Source organism: Azoarcus indigens, from assembly GCF_004361735.1.
GTDB lineage: Bacteria > Pseudomonadota > Gammaproteobacteria > Burkholderiales > Rhodocyclaceae > Azoarcus > Azoarcus indigens.
In genome coordinates this window covers 51,533-74,055 of the sequence record NZ_SNVV01000006.1, presented here as the reverse complement: position 1 = coordinate 74,055, position 22,523 = coordinate 51,533, and the positions used below count along the sequence as shown (strand labels likewise).

The window sequence follows — 22,523 nt, the reverse complement described above, 5'->3', positions numbered from 1 at the left end:
CCGGGCGCATGAAACGGGGGGAGCGGAGCCGCTTCCCCTTCTTCGTTCACGGCGCCTTCGCCAGGGCCGCCAGGGCCGCCACCTGCGCCTGGATGGGGCCGGGCACCGGCTGCTCGCCGGCGAGCACCGCCTGGATCAGGCGCACGTTGTCGGCAATGGAGGGATTGTCCGGCAGGCCGGCCAGCGGCGGCGCGCCGCCTTCCTCGCCTTCCACGGCGATCCGGCCTTCACCGTGTTCGTACACGGCGAGCGTCGGGCAGCGGCGGGGGTTGGCGTAGATCTCCCCCTCGGTACCGCGCAGCAGCATTGCCGGCCCGGCGTCGGCACGCAGGAAGGCGTCCATGCGCTCGAGGTACTCCGGGTGCGTCACCGCTACCACCCGCACGCTGCGTCCGCGCGCCGGGTCCAGCAGCTTGGCCATGATGTGGCCGCTGCCGCGCAGGCCGAAGCGGGTGCGCAACGCCAGCAGGCGGTCCAGCCCCGGCAGCAGTTGTTCGACGCCGATGCAGGCGAGGCGGTGCTCGGCAAGCTGTGCGGAAGCGGCGACTGCGTCCGCCGCGCGCTCCAGGCCGAGGGCGGACAGCAACTCGAAGGGGCTGACGCGGGATTCGAAGTCGTGCCGGCCCTGGATCAGCACCGGCACGCCTTCGCGCGCCAGCAGCAGCGCCACCAGCGGCATCAGGTTGGGCTGGCGGCGGGCGCCGTTGTAGGTCGGCAGCACCACGCAACGCGGGCCGGGCGGCACGGCGACCTGGGCGGTGCGCGCGTCCATCGCCTGTTTGAAGCCCAGCAGTTCGTGCAGCGATTCGCTCTTCACCCGCAGTGCGATCAGGATGGCTCCCAGCTCCAGGTCCGGCACCTTGCCGTCCAGGATGTCGCCGAAAAGCGCGGCCGCGGCGGCCACGTCCAGAGGCCGCGCGCCCTTGGCGCCACGGGCGATTTCCTTGATGATTGGGGCGTAAGTCATGGCCGCATTATCCGCCCGGCGGCGCGCCCGCGGTAGCCGCGTGCGCGGTGGCCTCCCATCCCTCGCAAGGAGTGCAATCCCAATGGAAGTCGGATTCATCGGACTCGGCCTGATGGGCCGCCCCATGGCCCTCAATCTGCTCAAGGCCGGCCACAAGGTGCATGTGTGGACCCGCCGCCAGGAATCCATGGCGCCGCTGCTGGAAGCCGGTGCCCAGGGCCACGCCAGCGCGGCCGAGGTGGCGGCGCTGGTGGAGGTGACCATCTCCATGGTGGCCGATGCGCCGGACGTGGAGCAGGTGGCGCTGGGTGCCGGCGGCGTGGCCGAAGGCGCGCGGCCGGGGCTGGTGCACGTGGACATGAGCACCATCGCGCCGGCCGCGGCGCAGGCGGTGGCGGCGCGCATGGCGGAGAAGGGCATTGCCATGCTGGACGCGCCGGTGTCCGGCGGCGAGGTGGGCGCCATCGCCGCCACGCTGACCATCATGGTGGGCGGCGAGCAGGCCGCCTTCGACAAAGTGAAGCCGCTATTCGAGGCCATGGGCAAGTCGGTGACCCGCATCGGCGACTCCGGCGCCGGCCAGGTGGCCAAGGCCTGCAACCAGATCCTGACCGGCGTGGGCGTGGCGGCGGTGGCCGAGGCGCTGAATTTCGCCACCCGCAGCGGCGTGGACGCAGGCCGGGTGCGCGAGGCCTTGCTCGGTGGCTTCGCCTATTCGCGGGTGCTGGAGAACCACGGCCAGCGCATGCTGGACCGCAACTTCAAGCCCGGCTTCAAGGCCTGGATGCACCAGAAGGACATGCGCATCGTCATGGAAGAAGCGCATCGCCTCGGCCTCGCCCTGCCGGCGGCGGCGGCCACCGCGCAGATGTTCAACGCCATGGTGGGCAGCGGCCTGGGCGAGGACGACTCCATCGGCGTGCTCAAGCTGCTGGAGCGCATGAGCGGCGGGGCCGGCGAATGAAGCTGGGCTTCGTCGGCCTGGGGGCGATGGGGCGGCCGATGCTGGGCCACCTGATCGCCGCCGGGCACGAGCTGGCGGTGTGGGCGCGGCGGCCGGAAGCGGCGGCCGAGGCGGCCCGGGCCGGAGCCGCGGTGTGCGCCACACCGGCCGAGCTGGCGGCGCGCAGCGAGGTGGTGTTCTCCATCGTCACCACCGGCGCCGATGTGATCGAGGTGGCCTTCGGCGGGAACGGCCTCGCCGAAGGTTTCCGCCGCGGCGGCGTGCATGTGGACATGAGCACCACCTCGCCCACGGTCGCGCGCGAACTGGCCGGGCGCTACGCCGGGCTGGGCGTGGACTGGCTGGATGCGCCGGTTTCCGGCGGCGCGGCGGGCGCGCAGGCGGCCACGCTGGCCATCATGGCCGGCGGCGAAGCGGCGGTGCTCGCCCGGGTGCAGCCATTGCTGGCGACGCTGGGCAGCCGAGTGGTGCATGTGGGCCCGGCCGGCGCCGGCCAAGTGGCCAAGGCCTGCAACCAGATGGTCATGGTGTCCGCCATAGAGGCCTGCGCCGAGGCCATGCGGCTCGCCGCCGCCCACGGATTGGATGTCGCTGTGGTACGCCAGGCGTTGATGGGCGGCTCGGCGGCCTCGCGCATGCTGGAGGTGATGGGCGGGCGCATGGTGTCGCGGGATTTCTCCGCCGGCGTGGAGGCGTGGCTGCACCACAAGGACTTCGGCATCCTGCTGGGAGAGGCGCATCGCCTCGGCGTGCCGCTGCCGATCGCGGCGCAAGTGTGGCAGCAGCTCAACGCGCTGATGGCGCTGGGCTGGGGACAGGATGACACCGCCAGCCTGCTGCGGGTGCTGGAGTTGGCCGGCGGGACTTGAGTCCTTCTTGAAGCCCTTCTTGGGACGCGGGCCAGGGAGACGAAGAGCGCGCTACGTCGAACCGGAACGTAGCCGCCCCTCGCGGTGCGCCCCCTCTGCCTGGCGCTCTCCCGCGACGAAGAGGGAGTAAGGCGGCGAGCGCCAGCCGCGGCCGGGCAGGCTCATCCGCGCCGAGCGTGACCTCAGGCCGGCTCCACCGGCAGCGGCAGGCCGACCAGATGCGCGGCGCGCAGGCCGGCCAGCAGCGCGCTGATCTCCTCGCCCGGCAGCGGCCGGCTGGAGAGGAAGCCCTGGTAGATGTCGCACTGCCATTCGCGCAGCAGCCGCAACTGCGCCACGCTCTCCACGCCCTCGGCCACCACGGCCAGACGCAGGCTGTGGGCCATGGCGACCACGGTGCGGGCGATGGCGGCGTCGTCCGGCTCTTCGACGATGTCCTTGATGAAGGAGCGGTCGATCTTCAGCCGGTCTATGGGGAAGCGGCGCAGGTAGGCGAGGCTGGAGTAGCCGGTGCCGAAGTCGTCCACCGCGATCTGCAGCCCCAATGCCTTGCAGCGGTTGAGGATGTCGGAGCTGCGCTCGGGGTCGCGCATCACCAGGCTTTCGGTCAGCTCCAGCTCCAGCAGCCGCGCCGGCAGGCCGGTTTCCTCCAGCACCTGGGCGATCAGTTCCGGCAGCTTGCTCTGGTCGAACTGGCGGGCGGAGAGGTTGACCGCCACCGGCGCTTCCAGCAGGCCGGCTGTCCGCCAGGCCTGGGCCTGGGCGCAGGCGGCGCGCAGCACCCATTCGCCTATCGGCACGATGAGGCCGCTGTCCTCGGCGATGGGGATGAAGCGGTCCGGCGGCACCAGCCCGCGCTCCGGGCTGTTCCAGCGCAGCAGGGCCTCCATGCCGACGATTTCGCCGCTGGCCACATCCACCTGCGGCTGGTAGTGCAGCACGAAGGCCTGTTGTTCCAGCGCCTGGCGCAACTGGTTCTCGATCACCAGCCGCTCGGAAACGTGGCTGGAGAGCTGGCGGGTGTAGAAGCGGAAGCCGTTGCGGCCTTCCTCCTTGGCGGAGTACATGGCGGCGTCGGCGTGCTTGATCAGCGTTTCTTCGTCCGGACCATCGTCCGGATAGAGGGCGATGCCGATGCTGGGGGTGATGGTGAGCTGCTGGCCGCGCACGTCGAAGGGCCGGCGCAGGGCCTGCAGCACCCGCTCGGCGACCTCCGCCGCCTCGTTCCGCGATTCCAGTGCCGGCAGCAGGATGACGAACTCGTCGCCACCCATGCGCGCCACCGTGTCCTCGCCGCGCACGCAGGTCATGAAGCGCTGGGACACCGCCTGCAGCAGCAGGTCGCCGGCGTGGTGGCCGAGCGAATCGTTCACGTATTTGAAGCGGTCGAGGTCCAGGAACAGCAAGGCCAGCCGTTCGCCGCGGCGGCGGCAGGTGTCCAGCGCCTCGGTGAGGCGCAGGTTGAGCAGGCTGCGGTTGGGCAGTTCAGTGAGGGCGTCGTAGTGGGCGAGGAAGCGGATGCGCAGCTCTGCCGCCTTGCGGTGGGAGACGTCGGCGACGATGCCGAGATAGCCGAGCAGGTGGCCGTCCGCCTGCAGCGGCGAGATCGACAGGCTGGCGGGAAAGCGGCTGCCATCGCGCCGCTGCAGCGTCAGCTCGTGCGGCTCGACGATGCGGCTGCCGCGGCTCTCCGCCACCAGGCTGGGGAAGCCCTTGGTGTCGTAGCGGCTTTCCAGCCGCGCCATGTCGTCGTCCGGGTAGAAGGCCTGCAGCGTGAGGTGGCCGATGACCTCCGTCGCCGGCCAGCCGAAGATGCGCTCGGCGGCCGGGTTGAAGAGCTGGATCAGGCCCTTGGCGTCGGTCGAAATGATGGCGTACTCGGAGCAGTCCAGGATCGCGCTCTGCAGCGCCCCGTTCTTGCGCAGCGCGGCTTCGGAGCGCATGCGCTGGTCCACCTCCGCGCCCATCGCGGCGTTGCTGCGGGCGAGCTCGCGATTGGCCTGCTCCAGCGCGGCGGTCTGGCGCGCCACCTGCCGGCGGATGGCGCGGTTGCGGCTCTGCAGGACGAAGGCGAGGGCGGCGGCGAGCAGGCCCAGCAGCGGGGCGCCCACCTGCAGCGCCTGTACCGAGGGGCTGGGCTCCAGCGCGTAGTGGCCTGGCAACGGCGAGGCTTCCACCAGCCAGCTGCGCTCGCCGCCGTCTATCGCTTCCGCGTACACCATGGGCGCCGGGCGCAGGCCCGGGTCCTGGTACAGCGGCGTCGGCCGGCCGTTGGCGATCTCGATGATCTCCAGGCCGATGTCCAGCGCATCGCTGCGGTCGGCCAGCAGGCGGGCAATCTCCCGCCGGCCTTCCTCGCCGCCGGCCTGAATCGCCGGGGCCTGGAATTCCCGCCGCAGGCGGGCGATTTCCTGCGCTGCCAGCTGCTGGAAGCGCGACCAGGTGTGGGTCTGCTCCATCTCCAGCGCGCGGTCGCGGAAGTAGTCGATGCCGGTCCACACCAGCACGAACAGGGCCGCGGGCAGGGCGAGGTGGCAGGCGGTGGCGACCAGGCGGGAGAGGGCGGGGTGTGTCATCGGCGGATGGCGGCGGGCCTCAGCCCTCGCTGCCCGGCGCTCTCGGGCGGCCGTACCAGCGGAAGCGCTCTACCACGTCGGCCATCTCCTCCTCCGACAGCAATACCGGTGCGCCCAACTGGCAGGTGCGCCAGTACTGCTCGCACAGGGTTTCCAGCTCCACGGCCAAGGCCAGGGCGTGATCCAGATCGCGTCCCCAGACCACCATGCCGTGGTTGCCGAGCAGGCAGGCGCAGCGCTCCTGCAGCGCGGCGATGGCGGCGTCGGACAGGGCCTGGGTGCCGAAGGTGGCGTAGCTGGAGCAGCGCACCGTGCTGCCGCCGAAGCGGGCGATCATGTAGTGGAAGGGGGGGATGTCCCGCCGCTGACAGGCCAGCGCGGTGGCGAACGGGGGGTGGGCATGCAGCACCGCGCCGGCGGCGGGAAAGGCGGCGAAGATGTCGCGATGGAGCAGCCATTCGGAGGAGGGCGCGCGGCTGCCGCGGGCCTCGCCGGCGGCGGTGATCTCCACCAGGTCGTCGTCGCCACAGACCTCCGCGGCCATGCCGCTGGGGGTGACCAGGAAGCCGCCGCCGGCCAGGCGGACGCTGGCGTTGCCGGAGGTGCCGACGTTGAGCCGGGCCGCGCTCATTGCGCGGGCGGTGGCGAGCAACTGGCCGCGCAGGACGGCTTGCATGCTCACCGGACCGGTCCTCCATCGCTGCACTCCAGTACGCCGGCCTCGCCGCGCCGGCCGCCTGCACAGGCGTGGAGCGCCATCAGCCGACCCACGGCCTTCGGCAGTGGCCCGTTTTCCTCCGATGGCTTTCGGCAGCCGCTCATGCGGCCTCCGGGGCTGCGCGGTCGGTGTAGCGGCTCGCCAACTCCTGCGGGGCGATGGCACCGCGCTCGGTGATGATGGCGGTGATGAGCGCGGCTGGGGTGAGGTCGAACGCCGGGTTGAGCGCCGCAGTGTCGGCCGGCGCCAGCTGCAGCGTCCGCTCCTGGCCGTTCTCGTCCAGGCCGCGCAGGCTGCTCACTTCCCCGGCGCCGCGGTGCTCGATCGGGATGGCGGCGCCATCGGCGCAGGCGAAATCCAGCGTGGAATACGGCGCCGCAATGTAGAAGGGCACGTCGGCGGCCCTGGCGGCGAGAGCTTTCAGATAGGTGCCGACCTTGTTGGCGGTGTCGCCATTGGCGGCGATGCGGTCGGCACCGGTGATCACCAGGTCCACTTCGCCCCGGGCAAGCAGCAGGCCGGCGGCGTTGTCGGCGATCAGCGTGTGCGGTACGCCCGCTTCACGCAGTTCCCAGGCGGTGAGAAGCCCCTGGTTGCGCGGCCGGGTTTCGCTGACCAGCACATGTACCGGCAGGCCGGCGGCCTGGGCGGCATACACCGGCGCCAGCGCGGTGCCTGCGCCCAGCGTGGCCAGCCAGCCCGCGTTGCAGTGGGTCATCACGGTGAGCGTGCGTCCCGGCCGGCCGCTGGCCTGGCGCAGCAGGGCGAGGCCGTGCTCGCCTATGGCCTGGCAGGTGGCGGCGTCGTCGGCGCAGATGGCTTCCGCTTCCGCCCAGGCGGCCTCACGCCGTTGTGCCGGCGGCAGCGGCCGCAGCCTGGCCGCCATGCGGGCCAGTGCCCAGTGCAGGTTCACCGCGGTGGGCCGGGTGGCGCCGAGCAGGCGCAGGGCAGCCTCCAGCGTGTCGTCGTCGGCCGCTTCCTTCAGCGCCAGGGCGACACCGAAGGCGGCGGTGGCGCCGATCAGCGGTGCGCCGCGTACCTGCATGCTGCGGATGGCGTGGGCCGCGCCGGCGACGTCCTGCAGTTCGACCCAGGCTTGCCGGTAAGGAAGTGCAGTCTGGTCGAGGATCAGGACCCCGTCGCCATGTCGGCACAGGGTGGGTACGGGCTGAACAAACATGGAGGCGTGGATTCCGGCACAAGGCGGCCTGCGTGGTCGGCGCCGGCGCGTGGTCGCGCACGACGGCCAGCCTGTCTCCGGAGATATATCGTTTTCGTGGCCCGAGAATGTGCCAGCGCTGCGCCATCACCGCAAGCGCCGGCGTCCGCTTGCGGCCCGGGCCGGCAGTGGCCATGGCGGTCGCATCTTGCCAAAGTGGAATCGACCGTTCTCGGGCAGCGGGTTGGGTGACGGGAAGGCGGCGGCCTTGCCCCTTGCCGTCGCTCTGCGACAATGGCGCTCTTTTCCCGCCTGTGTCGTAACGCCATGCCCAGCTTTCCCGCGCCCATCGTTTCCCGCCTGCCGCACGTCGGTACCACCATCTTCACGGTGATGTCGAAGCTGGCGCAGGAGTGCGGGGCGATCAACCTGTCCCAGGGCTTTCCCGACTTCAACGCCGAGGACGCGCTGTTCGAGCGTGTTGCGCACTGGATGCGCGCCGGCCACAACCAGTATGCGCCGATGACCGGAATGCCGGCGCTGCGCCAGGCCATCGCGGACAAGATCGCCGCCCTGTACGGCACGGCATACGACGTGGATGCCGAAGTCACCGTTACCGCCGGCGCCACCCAGGCCTTGTTCACCGCGGTGACCGCCTGCGTGCGCCCCGGCGACGAGGTGATCGTGTTCGAGCCGGTGTACGACGCCTACGGCCCGGCGATCGAACTGGCCGGCGGCACCATCGTGCCCATCCGCCTTTCGGCGCCGGACTACCGGCCGGACTGGAACGCGATGGCGGCGGCCATCGGTCCGCGCACCCGCATGATCATGATCAACTCGCCGCACAACCCCACCGCCACCGTGTGGACGGCGGAGGACATGGAGCGGCTGGCGGCGCTGACCCGCGGCACCGGCATCGTGGTGCTGTCGGACGAGGTCTACGAGCACATCGTGTTCGACGGGGTCGCCCACCAGAGCTGCGCCCGCCACCCGGAGCTGGCGGTGCGCAGCATCATCGTCTCCAGCTTCGGCAAGACCTATCACGTCACCGGCTGGAAGGTGGGCTATGTGGTGGCGCCGCGCGAGCTGATGGCGGAGTTCCGCAAGGTGCACCAGTTCAACGTGTTCTCGGTGAATACCCCGGTGCAGCTGGCCCTCGCCGACTACATGGCCGACGCCGGCCGGCATCTGGCGCTGGCCGGCTTCTACCAGGAGAAGCGGGATTTCTTCCGCAACGCGCTGGCCGGCTCGCGGTTCGAGCTGCTGCCTTCCGCCGGTACCTACTTCCAGCTGGTGCGCTACGGCCGCATTTCGGATCAGGGCGATGCGGATTTCTGCCAGTGGCTGACGCGCGAAGTCGGCGTGGCCGCCATTCCGGTATCCGCCTTCTTCGCCGACGGCCGCGACGAGGGGGTGATCCGCTTCTGCTTCGCCAAGAACGAGGCCACGCTGACGGCGGCTTGCGAGCGGCTGTGCAAGGTGTGAGGGCGGCCTCCGATGGCTTGTTCGCCGGCGCTGCGGTTTGAATAGGTCGTTGAGCCAGCGATCGAGCGCGAAAGCAGTTCCCTCTCACGCAGGGGCAGGGGCTCCCCCTGCGACTTTCTCCAGCCATCAGGGCCGGCTGACGACTGACGGCCGGCGCTGCCGGGCGCCTTGGCGAGGGCAAGCCCGTCCCCGCCATCGCAGGGCGCGTCAGCTGGGCTGCCGGCAGCAGCCCTGTCCCTGATGCACAGCGGGGGAGGGGGAGCCGTCCACCGCGACAAGCGCCGCCGTAGCTCCATGCCGCGGCGGCTGTAATACCCCCGCCGGCGGAAGTGGGCATACGGCCCGCATGCTAAACTCCGCCGCTTCCCGCAACCCTTCCATCCGGCTCGCCTGGGCCTGCCTCCACCGTGCGCAATCTGCTTCTCTTCCTGCTGGTCCTGTTCGCGGTCTGGTGGATCCGGCGCAAGTTCGCCGCCATCGGCGCGGCGCGGCGTGGCGCGCAGGAGAACCGCCGCGAGCGCGGCGGCATCGCCGGGCCGGAGCGCATCCTGGAATGCGCCCACTGCGGCATCCACGTGCCCGAGAGCGAAGGGCTGGTCGAGCAGGGCCGCTTCTACTGCTGCGAGGCGCACCGGCGCCTGGGCGCGGGCAAGCGGGAGGACTGAGGCGTGACCGGTTCCGGCATCGCCGGCATCGACCTGCCCCGCTGGCGCTCGCTGCGCTACTTCAACATCTTCCGCCTGGTGCTCGCCGGGCTCTTCATCGTCGCCGGGCCTCAACTCAACCTCGGCGCGGATTATCCAACGGCCTACCTCGCCACCGCCTGGGCCTACCTCGGGCTGGTGCTCACGTTCGGCTTTCCCGATCTGTTCGAGCGCCTCGGCGTGGAGCGCGTCATCCGCCTGCAACTGCTCGTCGACGTCGTCGCCCTCAGCCTCATCATGTGGGCCAGCGGCGGCTATCGCAGCGGCATGCCGGTGCTGATGATGATCATGCTGGCGGGCGCCGGCCTGGTGGCCGAAGGGCGCATGGTGCTGTTCTTCGCCGCGCTCACCACCGTCGCGGTGCTCGGCGACAACGCCTGGCGCACGCTGGCCGGACGCGAGCCGGTGGATTTCCTGCAGCTCGGCATCGTCTGCATGGGCTTCTTCGGCATCGCGGTGGTCTCCCGGCTGCTGGCGCTGCGGGCCAAGGCCAATGCCTCGCTGGCGGCGGAGCGGGGCGAGGAGCTGGCGAAGCAGCAGTCGGTGAACGAACGCATCATCCGCGACATGCAGGATGGCGTGATCGTGCTGGGTGCGGATGGCCGCGTGCGCCAGGCCAACCCCCGGGCGGCCGCGCTGCTGGGCTTGTCCGCGCTGGAAGGCCTGCTGCTTGCCGATGTCGATCCCGTCTTCGCCGGCATCGCAGTGGAGTGCGGCGATGATGGCCGCCTGATGCGGCTGGGCCTGCCGGCGCGCCTGCTGCGCTGCCGGGTGGTCTGCGGCGAGCTGGGCACGCCGGCCGAGGGCGATACGCTGATCTACCTCACCGACTTCGAGGAGATCCAGCGCAAGCTGCAGCAGCTCAAGCTCGCCGCCCTCGGCCGCCTCACCGCCAGCATGGCGCACGAGATCCGCAACCCGCTGTCCGCGATCACCCAGGCCGCGGAACTGCTGCAGGATGAAAAGCGCACCGAGATGCAGGCGCGGCTGACCCGCATCGTCAACGACAACGCCCGCCGCATCGAACGCATGATCCGCGATGTGCTGGCGCTGGGCCGGCGTGAGCAGGCGGAGCCGGAGGCGGTGCCGCTGGCGGCCTTCATCGAGGAGCTCATCGCTGCCCACAGCCTCGCCGGCGAGGCGGAGCGGGCGGTGTATCGCATCGAAGTGGCGCCGGAGGTCACCCTGGCGCTGGACCGTGCCCATCTGCACCAGATCCTCGACAACCTGGTCGCCAATGCCCGCCGTTACTGCTCCAGCGGCGAAGGGGCGGTGCGTTTGTACGCCGAGCCCTTTCCGGACGGCCGGGTCGGGCTGCATGTGCGGGACGACGGCGCCGGCGTGCCGGACGAGGTGCGCGTCCATCTCTTCGAACCCTTCTTCACCACCCATCCCAAGGGCACCGGCCTCGGGCTCTACATCGCCCGGGAACTCGCCGAAGCCAACGACGCGACGCTGGAACTGGTGGGCGGCGAGGGCGGCGCGCATTTTCTGCTCATTGGCCGGGCGCGACCATGAGACGGCTTCATCCGCGAGCGGTGCCGGCTTGCGGCGGCCAAGGGCGGGTGGCTATCCTTTTTTCGTGTCCGCTCCGGGGCTGCACGCGTAGCGCGCATCGATCTCCCCGAGCTGGCGTAAGCACTCCTAACTCCAGGCCCCAGGGCGCTCCGCCGGGCCAGCCACAGCCATCCACACCATGACGATTCAAGAGCGACGCAACCGCCCCGCCGGCCCGGAAGTACTGGTGGTGGACGATGAAGAAGACATCCGCGAACTGCTGGAACTGTCGCTGCTGCGCATGGGGCTGGGCTGCGACACGGCGGGTTCGGTGGCCGAGGCCAGGGAACTGCTGGGGGCTCGCCGCTACCGCCTGTGCCTGACCGACATGCGCCTGCCCGATGGCGATGGACTGGACGTGGTGAAGCACATCCAGGGCAACCTGCCCGGCCTGCCGGTCGCGGTGATCACCGCCTTCGGCAGCATGGAAACCGCGATCCGGGCGCTCAAGCTGGGCGCCTTCGACTTCGTCACCAAGCCGGTCGAACTGAAGGCGCTGAAGGAACTGGTCGGCCACGCGCTGAAACTGGGAGGCGAGGCGGGCGTGGCGGCGGCAGGCGGGCGCAGTTTCATCGGCAGCTCGCCCGCCGTGGAGCAGCTACGCGGCCAGATCGAGAAGCTCGCGCGCAACCAGGCGCCGGTGTTCATTCACGGCGAGTCCGGCACCGGCAAGGAAGTCATCGCCCGCCTGATCCACAGCCTGGGCGCACGCGCGAAAGGGCCCTTCGTTCCGGTCAACTGCGGCGCAATTTCGCCGGAACTGATGGAGAGCGAATTCTTCGGCCACCGCCGCGGCAGCTTCACCGGCGCCACGGCCGACAAGGAGGGCCTGTTCCAGGCCGCCAACGGCGGCACCCTGTTCCTGGACGAGGTGGGCGAGCTGCCGCTGGCCATGCAGGTCAAACTGCTGCGCGCCATCCAGGAGCGCGCCGTCCGCCCGGTGGGCGCCCACGGAGAGGAGGCGGTGGACGTCCGCATCCTCTCCGCCTCCCACCGCGACCTCGCCCAACTGGTCAGCGAAAACCTCTTCCGGCAGGACCTCTACTTCCGCATCAACGTCATCACCCTAAGGGTGCCGCCGCTGAGGGAGCGGCGCGAGGACATTCCGGAACTCGCCGCCCATCTGCTGGCGCGCCTGGCCGCGCGGGACGGCAGCCCGGTCCGCTCGCTCACGCCCGCTGCGCTGGACGCCCTGACGTCCCATCCCTTTCCGGGCAACGTCCGCGAGCTGGAGAACCTGCTGGAGCGCGCCTGCGCGCTGTGTGAGGGGGAATGCATCGACATTGGCGATATCGAGCTCCATCCCACGGAAGGCTTGATGCACTCAATCGGCGCCTTCGAGCCATTCGGTGCGGATGAAGATGCCGACGCCGACAGCGATGATGAACGCATCCGGGTGTTGCGGGCCTTGGATGAAACCCGCTGGAATCGCTCAGCGGCAGCAAGAAGGCTGGGAATGACGCTCAGGCAGTTGCGGTATCGGTTGCAGAAGTGGGGGATGGAGTAGGAGTGCATTGGTGCCCAATGCACGAATTGCGTGCTGGTGTGTTAGGTCTGCTTTAACGCTTCATGGTTGTAACGTCGAGGAGCATGGATGGTTCCGTTGCTTGTTGATAGGAAAGGTGAGAAGGATGGTCCGCTAGCAATTGCTTTCTGTATGAGGTACGTCGGATTACCTTTCCAAAAACGACAAGGCCACTATTGCTAGCGGCCTTGTCGTTTAGTCAACCGTCAATCAACTCCGCTTCAAAACTGTCGTTGTATCATCCCGTCAGGCTTTGAGCAGATACCTATGCGGAAGAGGCATTAAGTCGGTGCAGTGCAGGTGCCAATGCTGTTCTTCGTTATGGAGCTCACAATTTCAGCTGGCTGGGTAACATTGGTCGCAATGCACCAAGTCACATTGGTATCGCCGAAGGTGGGCGTGAATGAAATTTTCTTGCTGTCGACGTCGGTGGATATGCCTGAGGCAAAGGTCAGCGTAATAACTCCATCAGTAACGGATGCCGCGGATACCTCCTTAGTGGCGGTAAAGGCGGGAATGGACGTAGGTGTGGCCGCGACGGTGGTGTCGCATGACGTAAGTGTTCCACCGGATTCTTGACCGCACATGGCAACAGCCGTCTTCAGGGAGTCCACTGCAGAGAGAGCATTGGCGACCTTTGCACGGATCGTATAGTTTTGATACTGCGGGATTGCAACGGCAGCCAGAATGCCGATGATCGCCACGACGATCATCAGTTCGATCAGGGTGAAGCCTTGTTGAACCTTTTTCATTTGTTGCTCCTTGGCAATGAAAACGAAGAACGGGTGCTTGATTCGTGTGCGGTCAGCTATCAGCAGATTGCATGCCAGCGGGAAAAATGGGGAAAACGCGCGGGAATTGCCGTCCGGGGGCATGGAATACGTCATTTGGTGACATGGGCGTTGAACGGCTTTGTCAAAAGTTGACAGTCGAGCAACCGGGCCGAGGTGCTCGCTCATGGTTGCGGTACGAGGCGGCGCCGCGGCACCCAGGCGCTACCCGTACAATTCCCCGTTTGTCGAGCCGGAGCTTCTTCGATGGACCAACGTTTGAGTCTGGACGCGGGCGGTTGGTGTCCGGCCTCGCTGGCGGTGGCGTCCCCCAACTTTGATGCCCGCCCGGAGGCAGGGAAGCCCAGCCTGCTGGTGGTTCACGCCATCAGCCTCCCCCCCGACCAGTTCGGTGGGCCCCACGTCGAACAATTATTTACCAACACCCTGGACCCGCTCGGGCATCCTTACTTCGCTCCGATCCACCACTTGCGCGTCTCGGCGCACTTCTTCATCCGGCGGGACGGGGCCTTGCTGCAGTTCGTGTCGACCGAGATGCGGGCCTGGCATGCGGGGGTGTCGTCCTGGAAGGGGCGGGAGCGGTGCAACGATTTTTCGATCGGGATCGAGCTGGAGGGGTGTGACACGCAGCCCTTCGAAGCCGGGCAGTACGCGCGCCTGGCGGCGTTGATCCAGGTCTTGCGGGAGCGCTATCCGATCGAGGCGGTGGTGGGGCATTCGGACATCGCCCCGGGGCGGAAAACCGATCCGGGGCCGTATTTCGAATGGGATAGATTGGCCGGCTTGTTGGAGGTGGAGGCAGGACGCCTGCCGGGCGACTTTGACAAAGCCCAGGAAAATCAATAGAATCCGCGTCCGCTGCGTTGCAGCATTGGTTTGAAATAGATTCGTAGTCAGGTTTTTTACGGTGCGGTGCCGCCTCACATCCCGTGAGGGCACAACTTCATGGACGTTCGCACCACGGAGTCCGTCGTCTGGTTGCGGCGATGGGCTTGAGACCTACTGGCGACCGAGCGCCTCGATCCGCTTGAGAAGGCTTACCGGCCATCTCGCGGTCCTTCCTCCCCTGTTACCGCAGGGGATTCGTTTGCGCCTTACCCGGGCGCTTGCATTCGGGCACTCCGGCCACAGCACGGAGGACACCATGGTTCACGCAACTCAAATCGCAGGCTGGGCCCGCAGGGCTGGCGCTTGCGTGCTTCATCTTGCCCACGGCGGGTTGTTGGCTGCGGGCATTGTCGGTGTATTGATCTTTGCCGCCGGGCGCCTTGAAACGGCTCCCGTGGGCTTCGAGGACGCAGCGCTGGGTTCCGCCCATGCCGCGCCTCTGGCGCAGGCTCCTGTTGCGCCGGCCCCGGTTGCGGTGGTGGATGAGCCCTCGCTTTCCAAGGAGATGCTGCGGGTCCGCGACTGGATCGCGCGCCGCTACAACGTTTCCACGGTGGCCCTGGAGCCCGTCCTGGCTGCGGCCGAGACTGCCGGCCGGGGCGTGGGGATAGATCCGCTGCTGATCGTGGCGGTGATGGCGGTGGAGTCCCGCTTCAATCCCTTTGCCGAGAGCCAGATGGGGGCTCAGGGCCTGATGCAGGTCATCCCGCGTTTCCATATGGACAAACTGGCTGCCGATGAAGGCGGCGAGGCCTTGTTCGATCCGGAAGTGAATGTGCGGGTGGGCACTCAGGTGCTGTATGAAGGCTTGCGCCGCTACGGCAGCATGCAGGCCGCGCTGCAGTACTACGGCGGTGCCTTGAGCGACCCGGAGGCTGCGTACGCGCGCAAGGTGATGGCGATCAAGCAGCGGCTTGTGACCGCGGCGGGGCGCCGGCCCGCTGCTGCTGGCGCTTGAGTTGAGCTTGCACGGCGGCTGAGGCTGGCTGCTCACCCTGCGGATGGCGTCCGTTCCGGCTTGCCCGTTCTGGGCGGGTGGAGCGGACGCCATTTTTCGCTTCGCGCCCCACTTCAGCCCAGGCAGCGGGCGATCCGGTCGACGGCTTCGCGCAGGCGGGCGCCATTGGTGGTGTAGGCGATGCGCAGGTGTTCCCGGGCGCGGTGTTCGCCGAAATCCAGCCCCGGCGTCAGCGCGACGCCGGCCTCTTCGATCAGGCGGCGTGCGAGGCTTTCGCTGTCGGGCGTCAGCGCGGAGGCATTGGCGTAGATGTAGAAGGCGCCTTGGGGCTCGGTGCCGATGTCGAAGCCGATCTGGCGCAGGGCGGGCAGCAGGATGTCGCGCCGCTCGGCAAAGGCCTGGCGACGTTCCTCCAGCAGATCCAGGGTGCCAGGGGCAAAGGCGGCCAGGGCAGCGTGCTGGGCGGGGGTGGAAGGGGAGATGAAGAAGTGCTGGGCGAGTTTCTCGATCTCCCGCACATGGCTTTGCGGGGCCACCAGCCAGCCCAGGCGCCAGCCGGTCATGCCGAAGTACTTGGAGAAGCTGTTCACGACGAAGAGCGTGTCGGATGCAGCAAGGGCGGGATTGGAAAGCACGGTGGAGGCGGGCACGCCATAGGTGAGCCCCTGGTAGATCTCGTCCACCAGAAGCAAGCCGTTGCGTTCGCTGACGCAGTCGTGCAACCGTGCCAAGGCTTCGGCCATGAGCAGGGTGCCGGTCGGATTGGCCGGGCTGGCGACCATGAGGCCGCGGGTGTGCGGCGTCCAGTTGGCCGCGATCTGGCTGCTTGTCGGTTGGTAGCCGGTGTCGGCATTGACCGCCAGCGCGACCGGTCGGCCTTCGAAGCTGCGGACCAGGTGCCGGTTCGACGGATAGCCGGGATCCGGCAGAAGCCATTCGTCGCCGGGATCGGTCGTGGCTGCCAGCGCGAGCATCAGCGCGCCGGAGGCGCCGCTGGTGATGATGATGCGCTCGGGCGGCACCTCGGCGCCGAAGCGATCCCGGTAGAAGCGGGCGATGGCCTCGCGCAGGCGCGGCAGGCCAAGCGCGGGGGTGTAATGCACCTCGCCGGTGGCGAGGAAGCGGGTGGCGGCTTCCACCACCGGAGGCGGGGTCGGGAAGTCGGGCTCGCCAACTTCCATATGGATGATGTCGCGCCCGGCGGCCTCCAGTTCCCGGGCGCGCCGCAGCAGCTCCATGACATGAAAAGGCTGGATATCGGCACAGCGGCGGGAAGGCATGGTGGATTACCTTGGGTGCGGGGAAGGCCGTGGCCTGTGAGGTTCAGGCTGCCTGATCCGTTGGCGGTTCCGCCATGTCCTCTCTTGTATCTGGCGGGCAGTGTCAGGGCTGAACGGAACTGGCGGCAGGCCCTCGGGTTAAAGGGCAAAAGAGCCGGCCCTGGTGCAGGGCTGCAACCAGGGCCGGGCGGGCAGGCTGCACCGGCGCCCGAGGCCGCCGGTGCGAAGACGCGGCTTACTCGGCCAGCGTCAGTTCGAACAGCTCGCGCTTCAGGGTGAGCTGGCGCGGCAGGCGATCCTGCAGCTTGTCGAACCATTCCTTGTGCAGGGCGAGTTCGCTCTTCCAGGCGTCGACATCCACTTGGGTCAGCGCATTGAATTGCTCGGCGGTGACTTCGGAACCGCTCCAGTCGATGTCCTCGAACTTGGGCATCCAGCCGAGGTTGGTTTCCTTGGCGGCGACGCGGCCACGCACCCGGTCCACGATCCACTTCAGCACGCGCATGTTCTCGCCGAAGCCGGGCCACATGAATTCGCCCTTCTCGTTCATGCGGAACCAGTTCACGCAGAAGATCTTCGGCGTCTGTTCGACCACGTGGCCCATCTTCAGCCAATGGTTGAAGTAGTCGCCCATGTGGTAGCCGCAGAAGGGCAGCATGGCGAAGGGGTCGCGGCGGACCACGCCTTGGGCGCCGAAGGCGGCGGCGGTGGTTTCCGAGCCCAGGGTGGCGGCCATGTAGACGCCGAAGTTCCAGTTGAAGGCCTGGTACACCAGCGGCACGGTGGTGGCGCGGCGGCCGCCGAAGATGAAGGCCGAAATCGGCACGCCTTGCGGGTTTTCCCAGTCCGGGTCAATGGACGGGCACTGGCTGGCCGGCGCGGTGAAGCGGGCATTCGGGTGCGCCGCCTTGCGGCCGGTTTCGCGGGCGATCTCCGGTGTCCAGTCTTTGCCCTGCCAGTCGACCAGGTGCGAGGGCGCTTCCTTGGTCATGCCTTCCCACCACACGTCGCCATCGTCGGTCAGCGCGACGTTGGTGAAGATGATGTTCTCCTTCAACGTGGCCATGGCGTTGAAGTTGGTTTTCTCGGAGGTGCCCGGGGCGACGCCGAAGTAGCCGGCTTCAGGGTTGATGGCGTAGAACTTGCCGTCCTTGCCCGGCTTGATCCAGGCAATGTCGTCGCCCACGGTGGTGATCTTCCAGCCGTTGAAGCTCCGCGGCGGGATCAGCATGGCGAAGTTGGTCTTGCCGCAGGCGGACGGGAAGGCGGCGGCGACGTAGGTCTTCTCGCCGTCCGGGGATTCCACGCCAAGGATCAGCATGTGCTCGGCCAGCCAGCCTTCGTCGCGCGCCATGGTGGAGGCGATGCGCAGAGCGAAGCACTTCTTGCCCAGCAGGGCGTTGCCGCCGTAGCCGGAGCCGTAGGACCAGATCTCGCGGGTTTCCGGGAAATGGACGATGTACTTGGTGGTGGGGTTGCACGGCCAGCGGCTGTCCTTCTCGCCGTGTGCCAGCGGGGCGCCGACGGTATGCACGCAAGGCACGAATTCGCCGTCGGTGCCGAGCACTTCGATGGCGCCCTTGCCCATGCGGGTCATGGTGCGCATGTTGGTGACCACGTAGGGGCTGTCGGAGATCTCGACGCCGATATGGGCGATCGGGCTGCCCAGCGGGCCCATGGAGAAGGGCACCACGTACATGGTGCGGCCGCGCATGGAGCCCTGGAACAGGCCGTTCAGCGTGCCGCGCATGGTGTCCGGATCTTCCCAGTTGTTGGTGGGGCCGGCGTCGTTCTTGTCCTTGGAGCAGATGAAGGTGCGGTCTTCGACGCGGGCGACGTCGGAGGGGTCGGACCAGGCGAGGTAGGAGTTCTTGCGCTTTTCCGGGTTGAGCTTGATCAGCATGCCGGATTCGACCATTTCGGCGCAGAGGCGGTCGTATTCCTCCTGGGAGCCGTCGCACCACACCACCCGCTCGGGTTGGGTCAGGGTGGCGATCCCGGCCACCCACTTCTTCAGCCCTTCATGGCGCACATAGGTGGGGGCGGCCGCAATGGCTGCGTCGGCGTAGCTTTGAGTCATGGTGTGAGGCTCTCCTGGTAGCGGAAGCAAAAAACTCTTCCCACCGGCCGGCCCCTCCTCCTCGACGGGTCGTTTCTATCGCCGGCGGTTTGTAGGGCGGCGCGGCGTGCCGGTCGCCGTCCCACTGTGTGTTATCGCGCCGAATCTGCTGCAGGTGTGCTGCGGAAAATACTAGGGTAAACCGCAGTCGGCGAAAGCCTAATATTATGCCACGGGCGCCGAAGGGGGGAGTACGCCAGCCTTTGTAACCAGGCTTGTCCCTTCCCGCGACAGGGGCTCCCCGATCTGGAGGCGCACCCCGCAATGTTGCGTTTCGCGCACGTTGCGCTAGCCTTCGGCTGCTCGCCAGGGTGCAGGGACCCGGCTACACCACAACCAAAATAGCGAGAATTCGACAGCGTCATGGATGAACTGATACGCGCGGCAGCGCTCGATTACCACCGCACTCCCCGTCCCGGAAAGATCTCGGTGACGCCCACCAAAGTCCTCACCAACCAGCGCGACCTGTCGCTGGCATATTCCCCCGGGGTTGCCGCCGCCTGCGACGCCATCGTCGAAGATCCCGCCGAGGCCGCCACCCTCACCGCCCGCTCCAACCTCATCGGCGTCATCACCAACGGTACCGCGGTGCTGGGCCTGGGCAACATCGGCCCGCTGGCGGCCAAGCCGGTGATGGAAGGCAAGGGCGTGCTGTTCAAGAAGTTCGCCGGCATCGATGTGTTCGACCTGGAAGTGGCCGAGCCCGACCCGGACAAGCTGGTGGACATGATCGCCGCGCTGGAGCCCACCTTCGGCGGCATCAACCTGGAGGACATCAAGGCGCCGGAGTGCTTCTACATCGAGAGCAAGCTGCGCGAGCGGATGAAGATCCCGGTCTTCCACGATGACCAGCACGGCACCGCCATCGTGGTTGGCGCGGCCATCCTCAACGGCCTGCAGATGCAGGGCAAGGACCTGAAGAAGGTGAAGCTGGTCACTTCCGGCGCCGGCGCCGCCGCGCTCGCCTGCCTGGGCCTGCTGGTGAAGCTGGGCGTGCCGGTGGAGAACATCTGGGTCACCGACCTCGAAGGCGTGGTGTACGAGGGCCGGACGGCGCTGATGGATCCGATCAAGGCGCGTTACGCGAAGAAGACCGACGCGCGCAAGCTCGCCGAAGTCATCGACGGCGCGGACGTGTTCCTTGGCCTGTCGGCCGGCGGCGTGCTGAAGTCCGAGATGGTGGCGAAGATGGCCGCCAAGCCCCTGATCCTGGCGCTGGCCAACCCGACGCCGGAGATCCTGCCGGAGGAGGTTAAGGCGGTGCGCGACGACGCCATCATCGCCACCGGTCGTTCGGACTATCCGAACCAGGTGAATAACGTCCTGTGCTTCCCCTTCATCTTCCGCGGCGCGCTGGACGTGGGCGCCACCACCATCACCGACGAGATGCAACTCGCCGCGGTGCGCGCCATCGCCGAACTGGCCCGCGCCGAGCAGAGCGACATCGTCGCCGCCGCCTACGGCGAGAAGGTGTCCGGCTTCGGCGCGGAATACATCATTCCGCGCCCCTTCGATCCGCGCCTCATCGTCAAGATCGCCCCGGCGGTGGCCATGGCCGCGGTTGCTTCCGGCGTCGCCACGCGGCCGATCACCGACTGGGACGCCTACCGCAGCCAGCTGAACAACTTCGTCTGGCACTCCGGCCTGCTGATGAAGCCGGTGTTCGCCGCGGCCAAGATGGCGCCCAAGCGCATCATCTTCTCCGAGGGTGAGTCCGAGAAGGTGCTGCGCGCGGTGCAGACGGTGGTGGACGAGGGCATGGCGCGCCCCATCCTCATCGGCCGGCCGGAGGTGGTGGCCAACAACATTGCCCGCTTCGGCCTGCGCATCCAGCCGGAAGCCGACTTCGAGCTGGTCAATCCCGAGTCGGATCCGCGCTTCAAGGAGCTGTGGACCCACTACCACCAGTTGATGGAACGCCAGGGCGTGTCGGTGGAGTACGCCAAGAAGGAAGTGCGCCGCCGCACCACGCTGATTGGCTCGCTGCTGCTCAAGTTCGGCTACGGCGACGGCCTCATCTGCGGCACCTACGGCATGCACCGGCTGCACCTGGAGTTCGTGGAGGCAGTGCTCGGCCGGCGCCCGGGGGTGAACCACTGCTACACCTTGAACGTGCTCAGCCTGCCGGAACGCACCCTGTTCCTCGCCGACACCTATGTGAACTACGACCCGACGCCGGAGCAGATCGTCGAGATGACCTGCCTGGCCGCCGAGGAGATGAAGCGCTTCGGTGTCGAGCCGCGTGTCGCCCTGCTGTCGCATTCCTCCTTCGGTTCGGCGGATTCGCCCACCGCCGAGAAGATGCGCGCCGCGCTGCGCCTGCTGCACGAGCGCCATCCGGACCTGCAGGTGGAAGGTGAGATGCACGGCGATTCGGCGCTGGATGCCAAGCTGCGTACCCAGATCTTCCCCAATGCCCGCATGCGCGAAGACGCCAACCTGCTGATCTTCCCGACGCTGGATGCCGCCAACATCGCCTTCAACCTGCTCAAGAGCGCCTCTGGCGAAGGCATGACGGTGGGGCCCATCCTGCTGGGGGCGGCCAAGCCGGTGCACATCCTCACGCCGTCGGCCACCGTGCGACGCATCATCAACATGACCGCGCTCACCGTGGTCGAAGCCGGCCAGCCCGGCGCCTGACGCCCGCGCGCGGACATGCCGTTTCCCCGTCCGCACGCTTATGCCAAGATCGCGCCCTTGTGGAGGGCGCGGCATGGGCGAGCGGGTGGATGGGGAGGCGGACGGGCGGGCGGCGCTGGTATTGACCGGGGGCGGCGCGCGCGCGGCCTACCAGGTCGGCGTGCTTGCCGCGATCCGTCAGATCCGCGGCCCGCGTCCGGGCAATCCCTTCCCCATCCTGTGTGGCACCTCGGCCGGTGGCATCAATGCCACCGCGCTGGCGGTGTATTCAGCCGATTTCGACCGCGCGGTACGGCGCCTGGCCTGGATCTGGCGCAACTTCCGCGTTCACCAGGTCTATCGCGTCGATCCGCTGGCGCTGCTCGGCAGCGGCCTGCGCTGGGGCAGCGCGCTTCTCACTGGTTGGGCGGTGCGGCAGACGCCGCGCTCCCTGCTGGACAACGAGCCGCTGCGCGACCTGCTGCAGCGGGCGCTGGATTTCTCCGCCATCGACCGCGCCATCGCCGCCGGCACCCTGCATGCGCTCAGCGTCACCGCCTCCGGCTACACCTCCGGCGAGAGCCTGGCCTTTTTCGAGGCCGCGCCCGCGGTGCAACCCTGGCGGCGGGCGCAGCGCGTAGGCGTGCGCGCCCTGCTCGGCGTGGATCACCTGATGGCGACCAGTGCCATTCCCTTCGTCTTTCCGGCGGTGCGGATCAACCGCGAGTACTTCGGCGATGGCTCCATGCGGCAATTGGCGCCCATCAGCCCGGCCATCCACCTGGGTGCGGATCGCATTCTGGTCATCGGTGCCGGCCGGCTGGCGGAAGAAGGGCGGCAGCGTACCGAGCACTATCCCTCGCCGGCGCAGGTCGCCGGCCATGCCATGTCCAGCATCTTCCTCGACGGCCTGGCGATGGACCTGGAGCGGATGACGCGCATCAACGCCACGCTCAACGCCTTCACCCCGGCACAACGGGCTGCTGCCGGCGTCAGCCTGCGACCCATCGAGACACTGGTGATTTCCCCCTCGCAGCGGCTGGACACCATCGCCAGCCGCCACCGCCACAGCCTGCCGCCGCTGCTGCGGACGGTGCTGAGCAGCATGGGCGTGATGCGACGGGACGGCTCCATGTTGCTCTCCTATCTTTTGTTCGAGCCGGAATACACCGGCGCGCTGATGGCGCTCGGCCACGCCGACACCATGGCGCGGCGGGACGAGGTAGCAGCCTTTCTCCGGCTCGGTGGGGCGTGACGGCGGACACGGGTGAATTCGTGCGACTCGTGTCATCGTCGGGGTAAACCCAGGCGTTAATGTGACAGTCGGTAAGCCGCTTTTTCGAA

Annotated in this window: 17 protein-coding genes; 10 read left to right on the top strand and 7 right to left on the bottom strand. The window is 68.1% G+C overall.

Annotated elements, in window-relative coordinates:
- Window positions 1–46 precede the first annotated feature (46 nt).
- A complete protein-coding gene (gene ybiB / locus C7389_RS08650) occupies window positions 47–967 on the bottom strand; it encodes a DNA-binding protein YbiB (protein WP_133590386.1) in 921 nt (306 codons plus the stop codon).
- A gap of 82 nt (window positions 968–1,049) precedes the next feature.
- Here ybiB and C7389_RS08645 point away from each other — a divergent pair, with 82 nt between their 5' ends.
- A complete protein-coding gene (locus C7389_RS08645; RefSeq protein WP_133590384.1) occupies window positions 1,050–1,931 on the top strand; it encodes a 2-hydroxy-3-oxopropionate reductase in 882 nt (293 codons plus the stop codon).
- The gene (locus C7389_RS08640; protein WP_133590382.1) at window positions 1,928–2,800 is read left to right on the top strand and encodes an NAD(P)-dependent oxidoreductase; all 873 of its coding nucleotides are present in this window, start codon (window positions 1,928–1,930) and stop codon (window positions 2,798–2,800) included. Before C7389_RS08645 ends, C7389_RS08640 begins: the two co-directional genes overlap by 4 nt.
- A 182-nt stretch (window positions 2,801–2,982) precedes the next feature.
- Here C7389_RS08640 and C7389_RS08635 read toward each other — a convergent pair whose 3' ends face one another.
- The 3 genes from C7389_RS08635 to mtnA all read right to left on the bottom strand — a co-directional run bounded on the left by C7389_RS08635 (window position 2,983) and on the right by mtnA (window position 7,274).
- On the bottom strand, window positions 2,983–5,376 hold the full coding sequence (locus tag C7389_RS08635) for a putative bifunctional diguanylate cyclase/phosphodiesterase (RefSeq protein WP_133590380.1): 2,394 nt from the start codon (window positions 5,374–5,376) through the stop codon (window positions 2,983–2,985).
- Between the two features lie 19 nt (window positions 5,377–5,395).
- Entirely contained in the window at window positions 5,396–6,052 is a 657-nt protein-coding gene (locus tag C7389_RS08630) for a class II aldolase/adducin family protein (protein WP_133590660.1), read from the bottom strand.
- Window positions 6,053–6,194: 142 nt separating this feature from the next.
- The gene (gene mtnA, locus C7389_RS08625; RefSeq protein ID WP_133590378.1) at window positions 6,195–7,274 is read right to left on the bottom strand and encodes an S-methyl-5-thioribose-1-phosphate isomerase; all 1,080 of its coding nucleotides are present in this window, start codon (window positions 7,272–7,274) and stop codon (window positions 6,195–6,197) included.
- A gap of 306 nt (window positions 7,275–7,580) precedes the next feature.
- Between mtnA and C7389_RS08620 the strand changes: the two genes are divergently transcribed.
- The 4 genes from C7389_RS08620 (at window position 7,581) to C7389_RS08605 (ending at window position 12,506) form a co-directional block, all read left to right on the top strand.
- Window positions 7,581–8,738 (top strand): pyridoxal phosphate-dependent aminotransferase, encoded by a 1,158-nt coding sequence (locus C7389_RS08620; RefSeq protein WP_133590376.1) that lies wholly within the window; start codon window positions 7,581–7,583, stop codon window positions 8,736–8,738.
- A gap of 407 nt (window positions 8,739–9,145) precedes the next feature.
- Entirely contained in the window at window positions 9,146–9,403 is a 258-nt protein-coding gene (locus C7389_RS08615; RefSeq protein ID WP_133590374.1) for a PP0621 family protein, read from the top strand.
- Between the two features lie 3 nt (window positions 9,404–9,406).
- The gene (locus C7389_RS08610; RefSeq protein WP_133590372.1) at window positions 9,407–10,960 is read left to right on the top strand and encodes a sensor histidine kinase; all 1,554 of its coding nucleotides are present in this window, start codon (window positions 9,407–9,409) and stop codon (window positions 10,958–10,960) included.
- A 178-nt stretch (window positions 10,961–11,138) separates the two neighbouring features.
- A complete protein-coding gene (locus C7389_RS08605; protein WP_133590370.1) occupies window positions 11,139–12,506 on the top strand; it encodes a sigma-54-dependent transcriptional regulator in 1,368 nt (455 codons plus the stop codon).
- A gap of 299 nt (window positions 12,507–12,805) precedes the next feature.
- On the opposite strand, the gene C7389_RS25680 is transcribed toward C7389_RS08605, so the two are convergent.
- Window positions 12,806–13,483 (bottom strand): pilin, encoded by a 678-nt coding sequence (locus C7389_RS25680; protein ID WP_281275369.1) that lies wholly within the window; start codon window positions 13,481–13,483, stop codon window positions 12,806–12,808.
- Window positions 13,484–13,561: 78 nt separating this feature from the next.
- On the opposite strand from C7389_RS25680, the gene ampD reads away from it, so the two are divergent.
- Both ampD and C7389_RS08590 read left to right on the top strand, forming a co-directional pair.
- The gene (gene ampD, locus C7389_RS08595; protein WP_133590368.1) at window positions 13,562–14,161 is read left to right on the top strand and encodes a 1,6-anhydro-N-acetylmuramyl-L-alanine amidase AmpD; all 600 of its coding nucleotides are present in this window, start codon (window positions 13,562–13,564) and stop codon (window positions 14,159–14,161) included.
- Between the two features lie 298 nt (window positions 14,162–14,459).
- Window positions 14,460–15,161: a transglycosylase SLT domain-containing protein gene (locus tag C7389_RS08590; protein ID WP_133590656.1), complete on the top strand. Its 702-nt coding sequence runs from the start codon at window positions 14,460–14,462 to the stop codon at window positions 15,159–15,161.
- Between the two features lie 113 nt (window positions 15,162–15,274).
- On the opposite strand, the gene C7389_RS08585 is transcribed toward C7389_RS08590, so the two are convergent.
- Both C7389_RS08585 and C7389_RS08580 read right to left on the bottom strand, forming a co-directional pair.
- Window positions 15,275–16,441, bottom strand: a complete 1,167-nt coding sequence (locus C7389_RS08585) for a pyridoxal phosphate-dependent aminotransferase (protein WP_133590366.1) — start codon at window positions 16,439–16,441, stop codon at window positions 15,275–15,277.
- Window positions 16,442–16,676: 235 nt separating this feature from the next.
- Window positions 16,677–18,521, bottom strand: coding sequence for a phosphoenolpyruvate carboxykinase (GTP) (locus C7389_RS08580; protein WP_133590364.1), 1,845 nt, complete (start codon window positions 18,519–18,521; stop codon window positions 16,677–16,679).
- A 402-nt stretch (window positions 18,522–18,923) separates the two neighbouring features.
- On the opposite strand from C7389_RS08580, the gene C7389_RS08575 reads away from it, so the two are divergent.
- Both C7389_RS08575 and C7389_RS08570 read left to right on the top strand, forming a co-directional pair.
- The gene (locus C7389_RS08575; RefSeq protein WP_133590362.1) at window positions 18,924–21,200 is read left to right on the top strand and encodes an NADP-dependent malic enzyme; all 2,277 of its coding nucleotides are present in this window, start codon (window positions 18,924–18,926) and stop codon (window positions 21,198–21,200) included.
- Between the two features lie 73 nt (window positions 21,201–21,273).
- On the top strand, window positions 21,274–22,434 hold the full coding sequence (locus tag C7389_RS08570) for a patatin-like phospholipase family protein (protein WP_133590360.1): 1,161 nt from the start codon (window positions 21,274–21,276) through the stop codon (window positions 22,432–22,434).
- The last annotated feature ends 89 nt before the right edge of the window (window positions 22,435–22,523 follow it).